General features: G+C 45.7%; 22 protein-coding genes. 6 read left to right on the top strand and 16 right to left on the bottom strand.

Features of this window, described 5'->3' with window-relative positions:
• The first annotated feature begins 90 nt into the window (after nucleotides 1–90).
• Nucleotides 91–1,074, top strand: coding sequence for a hypothetical protein (locus ABLV07_RS03205; protein ID WP_348853310.1), 984 nt, complete (start codon nucleotides 91–93; stop codon nucleotides 1,072–1,074).
• A gap of 372 nt (nucleotides 1,075–1,446) precedes the next feature.
• Here ABLV07_RS03205 and ABLV07_RS03200 read toward each other — a convergent pair whose 3' ends face one another.
• The 10 genes from ABLV07_RS03200 to ABLV07_RS03155 all read right to left on the bottom strand — a co-directional run bounded on the left by ABLV07_RS03200 (nucleotide 1,447) and on the right by ABLV07_RS03155 (nucleotide 7,871).
• Entirely contained in the window at nucleotides 1,447–2,349 is a 903-nt protein-coding gene (locus ABLV07_RS03200; protein WP_348853309.1) for a DUF2971 domain-containing protein, read from the bottom strand.
• 103 nt (nucleotides 2,350–2,452) lie between these two features.
• Nucleotides 2,453–3,184, bottom strand: a complete 732-nt coding sequence (locus ABLV07_RS03195; protein ID WP_348853308.1) for a hypothetical protein — start codon at nucleotides 3,182–3,184, stop codon at nucleotides 2,453–2,455.
• Nucleotides 3,185–3,266: 82 nt separating this feature from the next.
• Nucleotides 3,267–3,707: a DinI family protein gene (locus ABLV07_RS03190; protein ID WP_348853307.1), complete on the bottom strand. Its 441-nt coding sequence runs from the start codon at nucleotides 3,705–3,707 to the stop codon at nucleotides 3,267–3,269.
• A 110-nt stretch (nucleotides 3,708–3,817) separates the two neighbouring features.
• Nucleotides 3,818–5,893 carry a replication endonuclease gene (locus ABLV07_RS03185; RefSeq protein ID WP_348853344.1) on the bottom strand — a complete coding sequence of 692 codons (2,076 nt, stop codon included), beginning with the start codon at nucleotides 5,891–5,893 and terminating at the stop codon, nucleotides 3,818–3,820.
• A 148-nt stretch (nucleotides 5,894–6,041) separates the two neighbouring features.
• Nucleotides 6,042–6,263, bottom strand: coding sequence for a TraR/DksA family transcriptional regulator (locus tag ABLV07_RS03180; RefSeq protein ID WP_201510611.1), 222 nt, complete (start codon nucleotides 6,261–6,263; stop codon nucleotides 6,042–6,044).
• On the bottom strand, nucleotides 6,263–6,490 hold the full coding sequence (locus ABLV07_RS03175) for a DUF2732 domain-containing protein (protein WP_201510610.1): 228 nt from the start codon (nucleotides 6,488–6,490) through the stop codon (nucleotides 6,263–6,265). Before ABLV07_RS03175 ends, ABLV07_RS03180 begins: the two co-directional genes overlap by 1 nt.
• A 67-nt stretch (nucleotides 6,491–6,557) precedes the next feature.
• The gene (locus ABLV07_RS03170; protein WP_000963463.1) at nucleotides 6,558–6,896 is read right to left on the bottom strand and encodes a DUF5347 domain-containing protein; all 339 of its coding nucleotides are present in this window, start codon (nucleotides 6,894–6,896) and stop codon (nucleotides 6,558–6,560) included.
• A complete protein-coding gene (locus tag ABLV07_RS03165) occupies nucleotides 6,860–7,060 on the bottom strand; it encodes a phage filamentation protein Fil family protein (RefSeq protein ID WP_267987794.1) in 201 nt (66 codons plus the stop codon). Before ABLV07_RS03165 ends, ABLV07_RS03170 begins: the two co-directional genes overlap by 37 nt.
• 7 nt (nucleotides 7,061–7,067) lie before the next feature.
• Nucleotides 7,068–7,577: a phage regulatory CII family protein gene (locus ABLV07_RS03160; RefSeq protein ID WP_267987796.1), complete on the bottom strand. Its 510-nt coding sequence runs from the start codon at nucleotides 7,575–7,577 to the stop codon at nucleotides 7,068–7,070.
• A 30-nt stretch (nucleotides 7,578–7,607) separates the two neighbouring features.
• Nucleotides 7,608–7,871: a hypothetical protein gene (locus ABLV07_RS03155; RefSeq protein ID WP_064149077.1), complete on the bottom strand. Its 264-nt coding sequence runs from the start codon at nucleotides 7,869–7,871 to the stop codon at nucleotides 7,608–7,610.
• Nucleotides 7,872–8,003: 132 nt separating this feature from the next.
• Between ABLV07_RS03155 and ABLV07_RS03150 the strand changes: the two genes are divergently transcribed.
• The 3 genes from ABLV07_RS03150 (at nucleotide 8,004) to ABLV07_RS03140 (ending at nucleotide 10,457) form a co-directional block, all read left to right on the top strand.
• On the top strand, nucleotides 8,004–8,579 hold the full coding sequence (locus ABLV07_RS03150; RefSeq protein WP_201510609.1) for a phage repressor protein CI: 576 nt from the start codon (nucleotides 8,004–8,006) through the stop codon (nucleotides 8,577–8,579).
• On the top strand, nucleotides 8,579–9,583 hold the full coding sequence (locus ABLV07_RS03145; protein WP_348853306.1) for a tyrosine-type recombinase/integrase: 1,005 nt from the start codon (nucleotides 8,579–8,581) through the stop codon (nucleotides 9,581–9,583). The genes ABLV07_RS03150 and ABLV07_RS03145 overlap by 1 nt, the downstream gene beginning before the upstream one ends.
• Before the next feature lie 82 nt (nucleotides 9,584–9,665).
• On the top strand, nucleotides 9,666–10,457 hold the full coding sequence (locus ABLV07_RS03140; RefSeq protein WP_267987802.1) for a hypothetical protein: 792 nt from the start codon (nucleotides 9,666–9,668) through the stop codon (nucleotides 10,455–10,457).
• Between the two features lie 248 nt (nucleotides 10,458–10,705).
• Here the strand turns inward: ABLV07_RS03140 and ABLV07_RS03135 are convergent, their stop codons facing one another.
• From ABLV07_RS03135 to ABLV07_RS03115, 5 genes are all read right to left on the bottom strand, one after another.
• Nucleotides 10,706–11,005 carry a DUF1889 family protein gene (locus ABLV07_RS03135; protein ID WP_015369626.1) on the bottom strand — a complete coding sequence of 100 codons (300 nt, stop codon included), beginning with the start codon at nucleotides 11,003–11,005 and terminating at the stop codon, nucleotides 10,706–10,708.
• A 243-nt stretch (nucleotides 11,006–11,248) separates the two neighbouring features.
• Nucleotides 11,249–11,461, bottom strand: coding sequence for a hypothetical protein (locus ABLV07_RS03130; RefSeq protein WP_015369625.1), 213 nt, complete (start codon nucleotides 11,459–11,461; stop codon nucleotides 11,249–11,251).
• Nucleotides 11,462–11,518: 57 nt separating this feature from the next.
• Complete coding sequence (locus tag ABLV07_RS03125; RefSeq protein ID WP_015703533.1) at nucleotides 11,519–11,947, bottom strand: hypothetical protein; 429 nt, start codon at nucleotides 11,945–11,947, stop codon at nucleotides 11,519–11,521.
• Between the two features lie 213 nt (nucleotides 11,948–12,160).
• Nucleotides 12,161–12,457, bottom strand: a complete 297-nt coding sequence (locus tag ABLV07_RS03120) for a hypothetical protein (protein WP_015703534.1) — start codon at nucleotides 12,455–12,457, stop codon at nucleotides 12,161–12,163.
• A 228-nt stretch (nucleotides 12,458–12,685) separates the two neighbouring features.
• The gene (locus ABLV07_RS03115; RefSeq protein WP_015369621.1) at nucleotides 12,686–12,856 is read right to left on the bottom strand and encodes a hypothetical protein; all 171 of its coding nucleotides are present in this window, start codon (nucleotides 12,854–12,856) and stop codon (nucleotides 12,686–12,688) included.
• A 36-nt stretch (nucleotides 12,857–12,892) separates the two neighbouring features.
• Here ABLV07_RS03115 and ABLV07_RS03110 point away from each other — a divergent pair, with 36 nt between their 5' ends.
• Nucleotides 12,893–13,129 carry a hypothetical protein gene (locus ABLV07_RS03110; protein WP_223575780.1) on the top strand — a complete coding sequence of 79 codons (237 nt, stop codon included), beginning with the start codon at nucleotides 12,893–12,895 and terminating at the stop codon, nucleotides 13,127–13,129.
• 260 nt (nucleotides 13,130–13,389) lie between these two features.
• On the opposite strand, the gene ABLV07_RS03105 is transcribed toward ABLV07_RS03110, so the two are convergent.
• On the bottom strand, nucleotides 13,390–14,082 hold the full coding sequence (locus tag ABLV07_RS03105; RefSeq protein ID WP_048229503.1) for a helix-turn-helix domain-containing protein: 693 nt from the start codon (nucleotides 14,080–14,082) through the stop codon (nucleotides 13,390–13,392).
• 322 nt (nucleotides 14,083–14,404) lie between these two features.
• Here ABLV07_RS03105 and ABLV07_RS03100 point away from each other — a divergent pair, with 322 nt between their 5' ends.
• Nucleotides 14,405–15,973: an arylsulfatase gene (locus ABLV07_RS03100; protein WP_020077900.1), complete on the top strand. Its 1,569-nt coding sequence runs from the start codon at nucleotides 14,405–14,407 to the stop codon at nucleotides 15,971–15,973.
• Nucleotides 15,974–16,054 lie beyond the last annotated feature (81 nt).

Genomic DNA, 16,054 nt, shown 5'->3' with positions numbered 1-16,054 from the left:
ACCTCAATCTCTGCGCTCATCATTGAAGATGCGATCTGCGAAAGCTATAGTGCATCGGATATCAAAACAATGGGCGCGGAGATTAATACTTTGGAAACTGATTTTAAAATAACCCTCGAAGGTTTCACTACTGAGCAAGAAGCAAATAATATCGGTAATTTCACGCTAGAAGCTATTCGATTCTTAACAAAAAACATCAATCTTGATACCTCAAAATTAAAATGCGTGGTTATTTCCTATAATTTCAGCGAAGCCCTTCAAAATGTGACCTCCATTTACCAACACAAATCCCCTAGTTCATTCACCAATAGCAAACAGGGCGCAGCCGTCGGGCAGTTAGTAACAAAAATTGGCAGCGATGGGCTATGTGTAGAATATACCCTTGTGCTATCTATTGATTTTTTTGTTGAGCTTTTTAATGATGGTGGCTTCCTGAAGTTGAATAAAGAAGGATTCCGCGCAGTCATCCATCGCATTCATCATGAGTTAGTGCACGTACATGAAAAAAACCTACTAACATGCTTAGCCCAAAACTTTACGGTCAACGAGTATGGCGACGCGCTGCTTATCTCAGCCACGCGAGCATGGTCTGAATACCTTGCTAACTACATGTCTTCGTGGTCAGCCCCTCAAGAGACTATCGATTTATTTCTAGAGAATCTTGATACTGTTGTAAATGAAGTATCTGACGAGATTGAAAATCTCATTCTGAACTATAAAAGAGACAATATTTCTCTGAATGAAATGTATCCCGAAGCAAAAAAACGCTTCAAGCTAATTATCAATTCCTATGCTTATGCGATAGGTTACGTCCATTCTCTAAACATCAATATTAATGAATACGCCCCAAAACTAGCCCTTACACTATCCGACTCAAAAATAAGAAATCAATTATCAGAGTTAGGAGCTGCTTTTCAAAGACTTTATGAAAAATTCAATGACCAACGCATTACAGGTTTTGATGATTATCGTGAGATAACATTAGTCATTGATGAAATATACAAGCAGTTTGGACTTGCTTTAGAGTGCCCCGACTGGTCTAGTGACAGTGAACTCTACATACATGTAAATTAGGTTAATGTTTGTAGAAACATTATTAGCAGTTTGAGTCCCACCACTATTGTTAAGCCGCTGTCTCTAAGCGGCTTTTCCATACACACCCACCATCACGCCTCAGACGCGCCACACGCACACTACCACGCCCGACCACCAACGAACCAACAGCGCCCATGACCGCGCCATCACGATGCGCTTAGACGATAATTTTTAATATTACGCACCTCCTCTGGCGCGCAATGCTTTCCCCACCACGCCTGCCCGCTTTATGTGTCGGTTTTAATGCAGTTGCATGACCACTCTGGATCCTCGCCAGCTCTGGCGGCACAAGGCCAGAACGTGTAAATCTGACGAATACAAAATCATGCACCCAATGCATGCATGACTGATTTAAACGATTTTTACACCAAAAAGCTGATAATCAACATCTGCATCAAACATTCTGAATCCAATCTTTTCAGATAAATTTTCTATCGCAGTTTTAATTTCTGGTCGCGTGTTACGCCCAACGATAACACCATCAATACACGAACGATTCATCTTAATTAGCCTACCCTTACCAATTTCGTCCCCACGTAAATCAACGACACTTCTTGACTCTAATTCATGAGCCCACTCGATATGTTTAGTTTTTACAATTTGTGATAATTTTGTCGCCCGTTCCTCATCCATGTAATTGTAGACAAAATCAAGAACATTTAATTCTACCGCGCCATCAAGATATGACACTGTATTCAGTTCCACTTTTTGTTGCAAAAGAGACTTAATGTTGTATATAAGACAAACACCCGATAATCCATTGCAATAATAACCCCACATTAGGCGACTATCACAAACAGATGTAAAACAAGCGATACCAATTGTTTCTCTAATGTCATTAATGAAGTTAGAGAAGGATGTGTCATTAGCATTCACATCCTTTACTGTTTTCTCAAGTCGTTCTTTATCATGTTCGTAGGCATTGAGGATTTCTTCCGAACTCAACGCCATGAGCCCTTCATTCCCAAGTCTGGTTACCACTTTTAACCAAAGGTTTATCTTTTGATTTTTGGTCATCCGTTCAAATTCACGAATGTTTTTTTTGGCGTATATTTCAAACGGATCATTTAATGCACCAACAGCAGAATGCCATATAGAATACGCTTCAATCTCTTCGGTAATTATATTTTTACTTACATTGACGCCGTCATTTTGAACGACAAAGTCACGATCAGACCGATATCGAAATATATGAGTATCTAAAGAAATACCGCTATTAATTAGTGATTGAGGTAAAATTTTATTATTAGCCACATCGTATCCTTATAAAAAAACTAACGCCTCGCCTTACTCGTTGTTCAACCCCGCCAACACTGAAAGCGAGTTTCAGCACCGGCGACGTTTGTCACAATATTGTTTAGTTATCGAGTATCGACTCGACTTCACCCGTTCGCACGTTTACGCGCGCTGCAACTGTTTGTTTAACCACGCCACCATAAGCGTTAGTACCACGAAATGTTGTTTTTACAATGGCATGTGGGTCTTTATTCAAAATCAGATGATAAACAGTTGAAACATGTTTATAAGAGGAGTCATCGTTCATACTGTCTTTAATCATTTTCTCTAACGGACGATAGGAACCGTCCCATCCGCTAAAATTACTCTTAAATGTATCAAGGTTAATTTTACTGTTTAGCGATTGTGGATCTCTTTCAAAGTCGTTAAAACACCACCCCAAAACATCACCAAGCTTTAAATTATCATCTTTAGTGAAAGTATATTCGCTCATACAAGCATAGAAAGCATTAGTAGCGTTTGCTGGTACATCTTTGAAGCCAACGTAGCTTTTAACAATATCATGCCGTGTATCTTTTGGCTCGTTACGATATTCTTTAAGAGTTTTATCTGCATACTTGAATGCTGGCGTAGTAGGTTCTGCTTTAATCTCCGGTACGTCAGTTTTTGCCACAGGCTGACTCCTTTCAGTCGGCCATAAGATTGAGCCAATAACGGCCAGCACTAGGCATCCCCCGAGGTAAACCGCGCTGGAGCGCTTACGGTTCGGCATCCGAACAAGCGATGGCTTGATTAAACCCACGATAAAAGCAATAAAGAGAGCCAGAGATAAAAATGCTATTACGGTATCCATGATTTTCCTTTGTATGTAATCCCCATATAAAACAACCCCATGCTATCAAACATAGGGTTGAAAGTTGCACATTTTTCAGGGATTAACGCCAGCTTTCATCTTCCCATACTTCCTGAAGGATACTATCCAGCGCTTCGCGGTCTGAGTCTTTATCGAACCCCATCAGCTCAACACCTGTCATGGATCCCTTTCTAACTGTAACGCGTGTTGACGGAAAAACAGACTGTATTCGCCTTGTCAATTCGCATTGAAAAGCATCAATTACTGGCTGGCCTATTTTTTGGTCTTTATCCAACGTGATGTTTACCCTCACTTCGCCCCCTCTTTTTAATCGTTCTTCAACAGGCGTTGCGGAGAAAACAACCGAAAAGGAGTTGTTTTTCATTAAGTTTCCTCTAGCTATCTCCGCAATTAAATTCAATGCGATTTCGCGGTCTCTTTCCTTACAAGTACCCTCTGCCGTCAGACGCGCAATCATTTCGACCCGCTCAATCATAACGTGCTCGTTTAACTCTCTATCCACATAACCTCCAATACGAGATACTGTATAAACATACAGTACCACGTGTCGATAAAAGGTGTGAAGAAAAAAATGACGGGAAATACACTGTATGTACATGATATGGATGAATATTAATGATTACATTTCGTTGCCAGTTCAGCTATAGCCGCAACACGATTAAGGATTTTCCTGGCTTTGGCCTCATGTGAGGGCGCTGCGGAAAATATTTCTCCTCTTGCTGTCCCGCGTAGCCATTTGCCCTCAAAACAGCTTTTACCACCCGCCATCAGGTGCAGGGCTTCGCCCCGGCTGATTGTGTTGCCGGTTGTCAGATGTATCTCGTCTATGGTTTTCGCTATTGCTGCGTTTTGCTCATCCGTTCCGTGGATGAATTTTCGCCGTGTTGCTGGCTTTTTCTTCCTGAGTCGGTTGGTTAGATCTCGTTTTTCACGCCGACTCAATGGTTTTGTTAAATCCAGTACCGGTGGTTCGCTTTCGCTCCCCGTACAGTTATTGACAGAACTCCGAGAGGGCGCAGAAGCGCCCTTAACGTCAACGGCCAAATCAACGGCACGCTTCGGCACAATTTTCCACTGCGTTAGCCGGGTTAAAATCGGGGTGCCAGCACCGACAGCGGAATCGTACACACCACAGATGCAGACGGTTTCCTCACCGTACTGGTTAAACTCGGCGCGCGGTTCATACAGCGTGCGCACCTGCAAATCATCGCGACGAACAAACGGACCGCCCTGCGCATTAACGTAGCCAGCCCAGTCACCGGCATCGGCTGCATCATGGACGGCGGCAAACTCAACGCTCAGACCGTGCGCAGTCTCTGTATCAGCGAGACGACGCAACTCACGGTAGACCGTCACCGGCGCACCACCAATAAACTGAAACTGACGGATGTGCCAGCGTGCCGCCCATGCTGAAACGGCGGGGGCTGTCTCTTTCAGCAGCTCACCGCTTTCGTCATCGGTTTCGCCATCAAGAGCATAGCCGTCGATATTTTTTGAAATGTATTTAGCGACATAGCCGGTAGCACTGCCTTTTTCCGGGTCAATGGCCTCGGCATGAAAGCGCGCTTTTTTGGCTTTATCGCTTCTCAGTTCGTGGCGGTCTTCCTCCCACGCATAATCACGGATGATGAGGCGCACGCGCTCGACGTCTTCCGGCAACATGAACATAAGCATGTGCCAATGCGGCGTTCCGTCGTGATGAGGCTCGGCAACACGTATACCGAAAATGCGGATGTCTTCCCGGTGCAGCTTGGCGCGTATGCGCGCCCAAAGGCCAGTTAGATAGCTTTGCGTGTCCGACGGGCTAGCACCATTCCATTTGCTGTTACGGTAACCAGCTTTGGTGGTGGCGTGATATTTAGACGGCGCAGTCAGGGTGTAAAACTCCCCGACATAACCGAGCTCATTACAGATATTCTCAAACCCACGGATGCGGGTCATCAGCTCGCACCGGCGTATAGCTGGATTAGCGACTGAGCCGTCGTATTTTTCAATCAGGCTGATGCGGTTGCCGTCTTCGTCTTCGAGATCTAGCCCTTTGAGAAACTCACGCGTGCGGCGCTTTTGCTCGCGCCAGTCGGTCACACAGTTTTTACTCGCGTAGGCGTGCTTTTTCTTGCTGACGTTGCCGACTGAAATTTGAAGATGTTCGCGCCATGCCGACGCGACACGACGCAGACGATTACGCCACCATGACTCAGTAAACATACGGATTACTGCGGGGGCGATATCATCCTTGTTGAAGTATTTATTTGCCACGCGCTCCCAATGGGGAGGGGTGACATTAAATTGCAGAGAAATAAAACCAGCGTGCATGTACCAGGTGTACAGCGTTTTGAGTTCACCAAAACCTGAGTCATCAATATTTGCCAGTTCAGAACGAATGAAATTAGCAATGTCACTGGCCAGCAGGTCAACATCGGCGCGCGACATATCAGGGAGGCGGTTATATCTGGCAACCATATTGACCATGCGTGACGCCAGATATTGCATAAGCTGGGTATCAAAATGATCGCCAAAAACAGCGGTTGATACATTGCTATTGATGCCAACGCACTCGTATTTTTTTGCGACCAGTTCAAGACGCGGCAATGCCTTTTTACAAAAGCTGATTAAAAAGGCATTAGCTCGTTGACTGCCCTGATTTTGCTCCAGCACCGTAACGGTTCGATAAATATCAAAACGCACACACTCAGGCTGGAGAGAAAGCACTTTTCTCGCATGCAGCAAAGCCGCGAACAAACGGTCACGGCTTTGCTGTTGGTCATAGGTAAGATATGGGCTGGCTATTGCCGACCGTGGAGCATTCCACGGGTAAGCGAATTGAACCGCCAAGTCATACCCCCCGATAATGTTTAGATTTCAATTCGGTGACCTCCTGACAGGTCACGCAAAAGGCCACACCCGGAATCGCAATGCGGCGAGCTTCCGGGATTGGTGCGTCACATTCTTCGCAGAGAAAACAGGAAGGTGCAGCGATACGGCTGCGCGCGTTGCTGATGTGGCGTTCGCGGTCTTCCTGCTCGCGCAGTTGTGCTAAATCCATTGCGTCGGCCATTAGTGCAGCTCCTGTGATTCATTCTCATAACGAGTGGCTTCACGGCGCAGCAGTTCGGCGGCTTCGGTACCGCTCATCCCCTCTTTGGTGATATGTATCGCCAGCGCCTCAAGGCGGATTGAAACTGCGAGCGCACGGTCTTTGCGCTCTTCTTTTTTTGCATCGGTCAGCAATACGGCCATCGCATCACTATCAGTGTTAAAACTACGGATTTCGGTATTACGCATAATTAATTCTCCTGATTTCGGGCAATAAGAAGCCCGGCGGGTTTACGCCATTAAATTTCTGTTTGTATTAATTCGGCATGGTTAGCCGCTTGGGAAATAAACTCACCACTGCACGAAAATGATTCATCGCTGTAATAAGCGCCTTTTTCTCGTCAGTAGTCAGCTCACTTAATTCGAGCTCATGACGAGCCGCCGGTATTTTTGCCAGAAAGAAAATAGCGGCCAGCGCCCGATTATTTTCTTCAAATTGTGGGTCACGTTTATCGCGCATATCATCGACAAAACGCTCAACCTCTTTCCAGCTATCGCCCCAATATCTCGCGCGCAGTTCAGCCACATGATTGAGACCGGCCAGACGTTCACCCGCTTTTAGCGGAACAGTCGCAGAAACAGCTTCGATAGCCATGATTCCCCCTGCTTTTGAGTAGAGAGGCCAGCCAGCAAATCAGCCTGTGAGCGGCTCGGGTGCCAGCGATTGCCGTCCTTACCTGCGATCCAGCCGTGGCCGTAGTGCATGCCGGGGCTTTGCTTAACGAGCAGAGACGCGAATGAAGGTTCACTTTTCAGCATACGCACCTCAAATCAGCCCGAAGGATGCGCCAATACCGCTCATGGTATCGACAACGCTCGACATAGCGGGATTAGTCTGTAGACGCGCATGCAGCGCCAGCGCCGACAACGACAACATGCGAATGCCAGCGTTAACGCTTTCAATCATGTTGTGCTTACGGGCAGAGGTCAGGCGTTCATCAGATACCGCACCGTTCGCAAGCTCGCCGAGTTCACGCATTGCGCGCATGACGTAAGACTGTAATTTGTCTTTAGCCAGCTCATTAACCGGCACGCATGGCAGGCAATGAATCTGCGCCAGAAAACCATCAACGAGAGTTGAGTCTTCGGTCAGGTCAGTCAGCAGCCACAATTCAGGCGGCGTGAACTGGTGAGGCTGTTCCGGGTTGAGCTTGTTGCGTAATGTCTGAACATTCATACCCGCACGCTCGGCCAGCTTCGCCATGTTGTGACGCTGCGCAAAAGCCCGGCATGCTTCGTCATAGTGGGGATGTTTGGAAATCTGAAAATCAAACATGTTGCATCCTTATGATTCACATAAAGTGAATCAAGCACCGATGACGAGTTGAAAACGGGAATGACCCAACGCCTTACGCAACTGCTCTTCTTTCCAGCGCGCGTAGTAGATACGAATCGGGCCACCTGCTTTCTTGCAGCCTTTACGGATAATGCGGGGTTCGATTGGTACACATGGGTTGTCGCCGGTTGTCCAGCGGTAAGCGGTACGTTCAGAAACGCCCTCAAGTTCAGCGAACTGTTGCAGAGTAACGATAGGTGCGGGCACTTTGATGATTGCGATTTCAGAAGCCATGTTGCATGATTCCCATTTTGAAAATGTTTGCAATCAATGGCCTCTGTTTGCCAACTCCTGCCACTGATTGCCCGAATTAGCAACGATACTAATACTCGTTTGAATATTAGTAAATACCCAAAGGAGTATATTTTGATACTTGATACTCAGGTGAATAACGACGAGCTACTGGATAGAATTTGTCAAGTGTATGGTTTTACTCAAAAAATCCAGCTAGCCCGGCACTTCAATATTGCCGCCAGTTCCCTACAAAACCGCTACACGCGAGGCACTGTTTCTTATGATTTCGCCGTACAGTGCGCACTAGAAACCGGAGCAAGCCTACTATGGCTTCTTACGGGGCAAGGCTCTCAATATGACGGCAAACCGTCTCCAACGGATCCGAAATCGATAGACTCCTTCACTCTGAGTGATGGAAAGCTCGAAGAAAATTCACCATTGAGTATTGATGCCGGTTTTTTTAGCAAGCAAATGTCAAAAGGTATTGCTGTTCGCGCCGATGGAAAGCTGCACTTCATAGAACAAGATGCCTCACTTTCTGATGGCCTTTGGTTGGTTGATATTGAGGGAGCTACCAGCATCAGAGAATTGACGCTCCTACCCGGTAAAAAGTTACACGTTGCGGGCGGCAAAGTACCGTTTGAATGCGGGATAGATGAGATAAAAACGATTGGCCGTGTAGTGGGTGTATACAGCGAGGTTAACTGATGACTGTCCGTAAAAATCCGGCTGGCGGTTGGATTTGTGAGCTCTACCCAAACGGTGCAAAAGGCAAACGTATCAGAAAGAAATTCGCTACTAAGGGCGAGGCTCTGGCGTTTGAGCAGTACACCGTTCAAAACCCGTGGCAGGAAGAAAAGGAAGACAGGCGCACGTTAAAAGAGCTGGTTGATTCATGGTATAGCGCTCATGGCATTACACTGAAAGACGGCTTGAAACGCCAGTTAGCTATGTACCATGCTTTTGATTGTATGGGCGAACCACTCGCACGCGATTTCGATGCGCAGATGTTTTCCCGCTACCGAGAAAAACGGTTAAAAGGTGAGTATGCCCGTTCAAACAGAGTGAAAGAGGTATCGCCTCGCACGCTTAATCTTGAGCTGGCCTACTTCCGGGCAGTGTTCAATGAGCTAAACCGCCTCGGAGAATGGAAGGGTGAAAACCCACTGAAAAATATGCGTCCATTCCGCACAGAAGAAATGGAAATGGCCTGGCTAACTCACGACCAGATTGCGCAACTGCTCGGAGAGTGTAAACGGCATGACCACTCTGATTTAGAAACCGTGGTAAGAATCTGTCTCGCCACTGGCGCACGGTGGTCGGAGGCCGAGGGTCTGAGAAAAAGCCAGCTCGCGAAATACAAAATCACTTACACCAACACGAAAGGCAGAAAAAACCGCACCGTCCCAATCAGCAAAGAGCTCTATGAGTCTTTGCCTGATGATAAAAAAGGCCGGTTGTTTAGTGATTGCTATGGGGCGTTCCGGTCAGCTCTAGAAAGAACAGGCATCGAACTACCGGCAGGACAACTTACTCACGTTTTGCGTCACACCTTCGCCAGCCATTTCATGATGAATGGAGGTAACATTCTTGTTTTACAGAGAATTTTAGGCCATACAGATATCAAAATGACAATGCGTTATGCTCACTTTTCACCTGATCATCTTGATGACGCGGTAAGATTCAATCCTATAGCAAACTTTTTAGTTTGAAATATCAGAATCACATTAAGCTTTCCCAAAGTAACCGTTTTATACCCATAGAATAAATTACAGTTTAACCTTGGAATAGAATATGACTTCACTTGAAAGAATAATAGAAGCAATAAGATCACATAAGTTTGTGTCATCGATCATAATCATTTTCATGACAGTGATTTTTTTAATACCTCTTCACTTGTATTTCAAAACATTCCATTACGCCCTCTCAACGGACCCAAATGTTTGGGCCGGATTTGGTTCTTACATCGGCGGTGTATACGGCCCGCTAGTAACAATCATCAGCGTAATCGTTCTAGTAATAACTGTGGTAGAAATCAACCAGTCAAATAAGATAAATATCACAGAATCGAAAAATAGCAATCATATCAATGGAATAGTTACATTATGTGAGATTTTAGATAAAAGAATAGATAAAAACCCACTTATTCAAAATAGAAATTATCAGTTTGTTTTTTTGAATGATATTATACGTAGAAGAATTGCAGATGATGACTCATTAAAAGAGTATGATATCTGGAAAGAAAGCATTAGAAAATTTAATAATGATGAACTACCCTTTTTCGAAAATGAATCAAAAATCATGGAGGAGATTTTACTAAGAATCAACTCAAGTGAAACATTAGAATTAAAAGAACGTGCAAAAAGCATTTTTTATGGAATCATACCTAATGATGAACGATTCTGGCTTGAATGCTATATGCATCGTTTTAAATCACAAGAGTTAGAGCCCTTAATTCCTTCATGGGGAAGTTTTAGTCGAGTTCCAACATTACTTAAGAATCTCGTCGAACAAAATGAATTAGTAAACGAATTCGCTCAGCAAAGTGGCGATAAAGTGGCGGTAGAAATGGCGAATAAAGGGTAATCATTGGCAAGCAGTGGCAATCTATGTCAATGATAAATAACACAAAATATTGATTTTCGGTTGTTCTAGTAGGAACTCATAATCGCTTGGTCGTTGGTTCAAACCCAACAGGGGCCACCAAATATCAAGGGCTTACGATTACTCGTAAGCCCTTAGTCTTTTCCAGGATACCGACAGGAAACGGCATGCAAGTACTGCGGAGTACAAACGCGCCTGTAAAGCTGATGCTCAAATTGAGCAGAACTGCCTTATACCAGCGCCCGCAGCTCCTCGCGCATGTATGAAGAAAAGTACTCAGGATTCTTAATAACTATACGCTCGCCGGACTCAATTCGTTCCGCCCATCCCGCTAACGTTTTAGTAAATTCAGGATCCCAGCCCTCTTGAGTGCCCCGGGCATATACATCAGCTGCGCTGGCCGGAGCTCCTAACTCGTTAAGATACTTGAAAATGCCTTTAGCCGTACTTTCATCCATGGTGTGCGGTGCTGAAGATGACGTGTTCATGCCATTAATAAAATCCAGTGCTTTATCAATTACTGCTGACATATTTTTATCCTTAAAATATCCACGTTCGGTACAAGGCTATAATATGGACTATATTTTGCTTAAGTATCAAAAGGTTTATCCATTTAATTGTTCAAATGTGAGCTATGCACAAATGGCTGATTTTTTATCTGGCAGCCCCTCTTACATGTGCTCACACCCTCCGGCAAAAAAGATCCTCTGATAGTGATAAGTCCAATCCGTCCAAATCTCAAGAATCTGAGTAATGAATCAAAATGTTTGGCTCTACTTTTCGCCTTTTACTATATCCACTATCCAGGCAACCACGTAAGCCAGCGCCAAAAACCCGACAAAACCAGCCATCTTCATGCCCCAGCCTTCAAGCACAAAAAGGCTACCCAGCGCGGCGATAGAACAAAGGCAGGTTGTGATAGCTTCCAGCAGACTCGCGGACTGAATCCCGATGGATTGGCATAGATTAGCAAGAGCAGATTTCATAGAGTAGCATCCTGGCGGCTTCTAATTAAATATCTGACTTATCAATACTCTAATGCATCATCTTTGTAAATTGATGATCTCTTCCAGACCAGCAATGAGCGCGGGAAAATAGCTTTCATCAAGCCCCAAACAATCACTGATCACTACGCTTTCAGCCGGGTTTTCTGGCCTCAACGTTAACGACATAAGTGCTCCATGGCCAAAAGATGATGGTGTAAATACCAGATTTAGCTGATTTTCGGTGCTTTCAAAAATAACATCGGTATGGGCATTTTCATTTATTAAGTGGGTATGTAACGCGATAAGTTTATCTTTCAGTTCGGAAAGTTCACCAACGTTGAAAGAAGCTTGATATTGTACATTCAATTCAGGGAGGTGATATTCGACGTAGGTTTTTATCCAATCATAAGCAGGTGCATTAGGTGTATTTTCTCTTTCAAATGCGGAGATTCTTAATATTTTCTTATCACTTATTATTTCGATCATGCTTCCCCTCAACAACTTGTATAAAAAAAACCACAGTCCAATCCTGCTCCCTAACGACTATCTCAATAGTATATTTATTATATAAGGATTTAGCGGTGCGAATGATTTAACTACCAAATATTTTTATATTGACGTTGTTAAAGTTTGATTCACTGTACTAGCAAAATAATCTATGCATTGAAGCATAAACCACTACAAATCCCCCCCCCACCATCACAGCGCTTCCCACATATAAAACCAGTGGGTGGCGTCCCGACAAACGGTGCGGAACATGGCAGCGGAGACCAGCTGATAGCGGCGGTCCTGAGATTTCGCGGGTGTATAAGCGCACACGTAGCGCCCGCTATTGGCGTCGGGCAGCCCCTCTTTAACCGACATCCAGGGGAGAATCAACTGCTCCGGCGGAACGCCCGCCGAAATGGTATCGATCACTTCATGCGCCAGCGCCCGGGCATCGCGGCTATAGGGGCCAACGGCAACCTGTTCACAATGTCTGAGTAAATGTTCCATTAATTATCGTTTCCTTTTTTGAGTCTCTATTTTCCCTTAATTATTGCAAAGATATCATTGGAAATAACTATTATTTAATAGGATTTAATGGTACTTATTTACTTAAAAATAAATTTTTAATACGAAACTATAATGACTCGTATTTATATCTCATTGATATAAAAAAGCCATTATCCGCTATCTCCGTATCAACATAGTTGGATAATGGCTAATTCAGGCAATAACGCACTATGCGCAATTGGCCGTGAACTCTACCGGCAAGTCGCCATAAAACCAGCCATCGTCCTGTTGGGTGAGATCGACGCGGATGGTCTTCTTCTCGCCAAACAGAAACTGCTTCACCAGTACCTTACGGGTAAAGACGCCGCCGACGTTAATACGCACGCCGTGATGTTCCACCTTCTTAACCCGGATGGTTCTGGTGGAATAATCTATTTGAATATCAACATGTTCTCCGTGACGAGCAATGAAAGCCGCGATCCTGACATGCCCCCCATTTTTGGAGAAAGAGATAAACGGCTGACTCTTTCTACCGCGCCTTCCCTTTTCTATATTAACGAAATTGTTTACGTCAGAGCGCACTGCACCATTGAACACAAAGAAGCCTCCCTTCTCAGCAAAATCGTATCCCTTAAAACGAAAAAACAATGGTTTATTTCACTAGCAGGATGAATTTATGACAGAATAATTAACTGCATTCTAGATATAACCACAAATAAAAGCAAACCTACAAACGGTCATTGTAGAGCAACTATCTCCCCATTCTCATCGCGGTAAGAGAAACACGACGGGCTAGATTCCGCACGGCAACTGGCTTCGGCATACATGATTCGTCGCCCAGCGGGCAAGCGTAATAAAGAGTAAAGTAATCCCAGGATCTGTTAGACGACCTCTGCGCCACTGAAATGACGTTCGCGCCCAGTCACAGGAGGTTAAAATTTCTCCGGCAGTTCGTGCGCAATATCGATCAGTTCACCGTTCTCCATTTTGATATATCCCCCTTCTTTAAGCTCAGCAAGAATTTTGAAAAGGTAGCTGCGCGACATTTTGGTTCTTTTCAGAATAAAGCTAGCCAGGCTTCTATCATGTAATACTCCCGCATCCTGCTGTTTTTTGTAACGGTAAATCATTGATTTAATCGTATCGTAGCGTGAAGGTAAATTCTTTTCGTGATGTGCATCAATAATCAACGATAGCTGAAATGCCATGATTTCCATCAGATAAGCAAACCGATCGCGTTGAATAAAATAGTGTTCAAACGCTTCCTTACCGCAGGTCACTATTTTGACATTTTTCTTTGCCGTATATTTTAGCGATAGCGCCGGGCCATAGTTTTCAATAATACCTAAAATCATACCGCGGATCCCTTTGCCGACCTGCAGCATATCTCGCGTTTTGCTCAGGACACCGCGTTTACCCGCGGAGCCAAAACCCACATTGTATTCCACTTCTATCGCAATAATGCCTTCAACTACAATGACGACTTCGCCAGGCTCAATTCTGAAAACGCCATTGTCTTTGATGATTCGTGGCTGATTTGCCGAGATCAGCGGTTGAATCAACTCAAGGTCGCTGGCGACAACATGGTTATATTGATCAATAACGTCGGAATAGGTTGTTTTCATGTTGCCTCATTAATTATCATTTATTTAAGCCTCTCGAAAAATAGTCTGCCAAAGTTAAGCCTGTCAATTAAAGGTAGCATTTTTAGTTCATCCTGCCATTTATTTCAGTCCGTTTAGAGACTCCCCCCTCGTATCGATAGTTTCAGCTTAATAGAATGCCGACACCGACGAGAACCGTTTAACGTTTTCTTGCCCACTGAAGCGTCTAATTTATTTTTAATAAAAAACACCCTTGCTAATTTAAAAATAAATTAGACGCTTCGTTAACAACCTATTTTTCCAGATCATTTAAAAACCCGGAAAAATAAAAGGATAGCGAACTATGTTTAAAAACATTCCCTTTAAGAGAACAATGTTGGCCAGTATGCTGACATTAGCTTCCGGCGCGGTGACCGTTGCTCACGCAGCCGACGCCGCAGCGCCGAAGCAGGATGCTAAAAAGCCTAACATCGTAGTTATCTTTGGCGATGATATCGGCTACCTGAACCTCAGCACCTACAATCAGGGTCTGATGGGCTACCAGACGCCAAATATCGACAGCATCGCCGCGCAGGGCGCGAAGTTTACCTCCTACTACGCCGAGCAGAGCTCCACCGCCGGCCGTTCCGCATTCATTACCGGCCAGATGCCATTCCGTACCGGGATGAGTAAAGTCGGTATGCCGGGGGCGCCGCAGGGTCTGCAGAAAGAAGATCCGACCATCGCCAACGTCCTCAAGCAGTTGGGTTACGCCACCGGCCAGTTCGGTAAAAACCACCTGGGCGATCGTGATGAATTCCTGCCGACCGCGCACGGTTTCGATGAATTCCTTGGCAACCTGTATCACCTGAATGCTGAAGAAGAGCCGGAAAACCCGGATTACCCGAAAGATCCGAACTTCCGTAAACAGTTTGGCCCGCGCGGGGTAATTAAGAGTACCGCTGACGGCAAGATCGAAGATACCGGTCCGCTGACCGTGAAGCGTATGGGCACCGTGGATGAAGAGACACTGGCCGCCAACAACGACTTTATGGCGCGCCAGGTGAAAGCCGGTAAACCATTCTTTACCTGGTTCAACACCACCCGTATGCACAATAAAACCCACCTCAAAGACGACAGCGTTGGCGTCACCGGGCTGGGAACCTATGCCGATGGCATGGTTGAGCACGATAAAATCGTCGGCCAGGTGCTGCAGAAAATTAAAGATCTCGGCATCGAAGATAACACCATCGTTATCTACACCACCGATAACGGCCCGATGACCGCCACCTGGCCGGACGCAGGCGAAACTCCGTTCCGCGGTGAGAAAAACACCGGCTGGGAGGGCGGCTTCCGAGTTCCGGCAATGATCAAATGGCCGGGCCACATCAAACCGGGCACCGTGGTGAGCGACATGTTCGCCAGCTACGACTGGTTCCCGACGCTGGTTGCCGCTGCCGGCGACAGCAACATCAAACAGGAAATGCTGAAAGGTTATAAAACGCCGTCCATCACCTACAAGGTTCACCTTGATGGCTATAACCAGCTCGACTTCCTGCAGGGCAAAGGAAAAGACCAGCGTAACGAATTCTTCTACTGGAGCGATGACGGCGATCTGCTGGCAATGCGTCAGGGCCGCTGGAAGATCCACTTTATGATCCAGGAACACACCGGTCTCGATCTGTGGCGCTATCCGTTCACCAAACTGCGTGCGCCCATGATCTTTGACCTTGCCGTCGATCCACTGGAGAAAGGCGACCAGGGGATGGGCTACCAATCCTGGTTCTACGATCGCATGTTCCTGATGGGCGGCGCGCAGAAGTCGGCAAAAGAAATGCTGGCGACGTTTAAAGAATTCCCGCCGCGTCAGAAACCGGGCTCCTTCACCGTCTCCGATGTCAGCGCGATGCTTGACCAGGGCGCGCACAAATAACCCTGTTATCAACTCCAGGGCGGTTCGCCGCCCTGTTTTCTTCTCGCCTTACCCTCGACCTGACTAATCCGGGAGTTATTT

This window comes from Klebsiella sp. CN_Kp097, assembly GCF_040064495.1.
Lineage (GTDB): Bacteria > Pseudomonadota > Gammaproteobacteria > Enterobacterales > Enterobacteriaceae > Klebsiella > Klebsiella aerogenes.
This window is presented reverse-complemented; position numbering and strand designations above follow the sequence as displayed.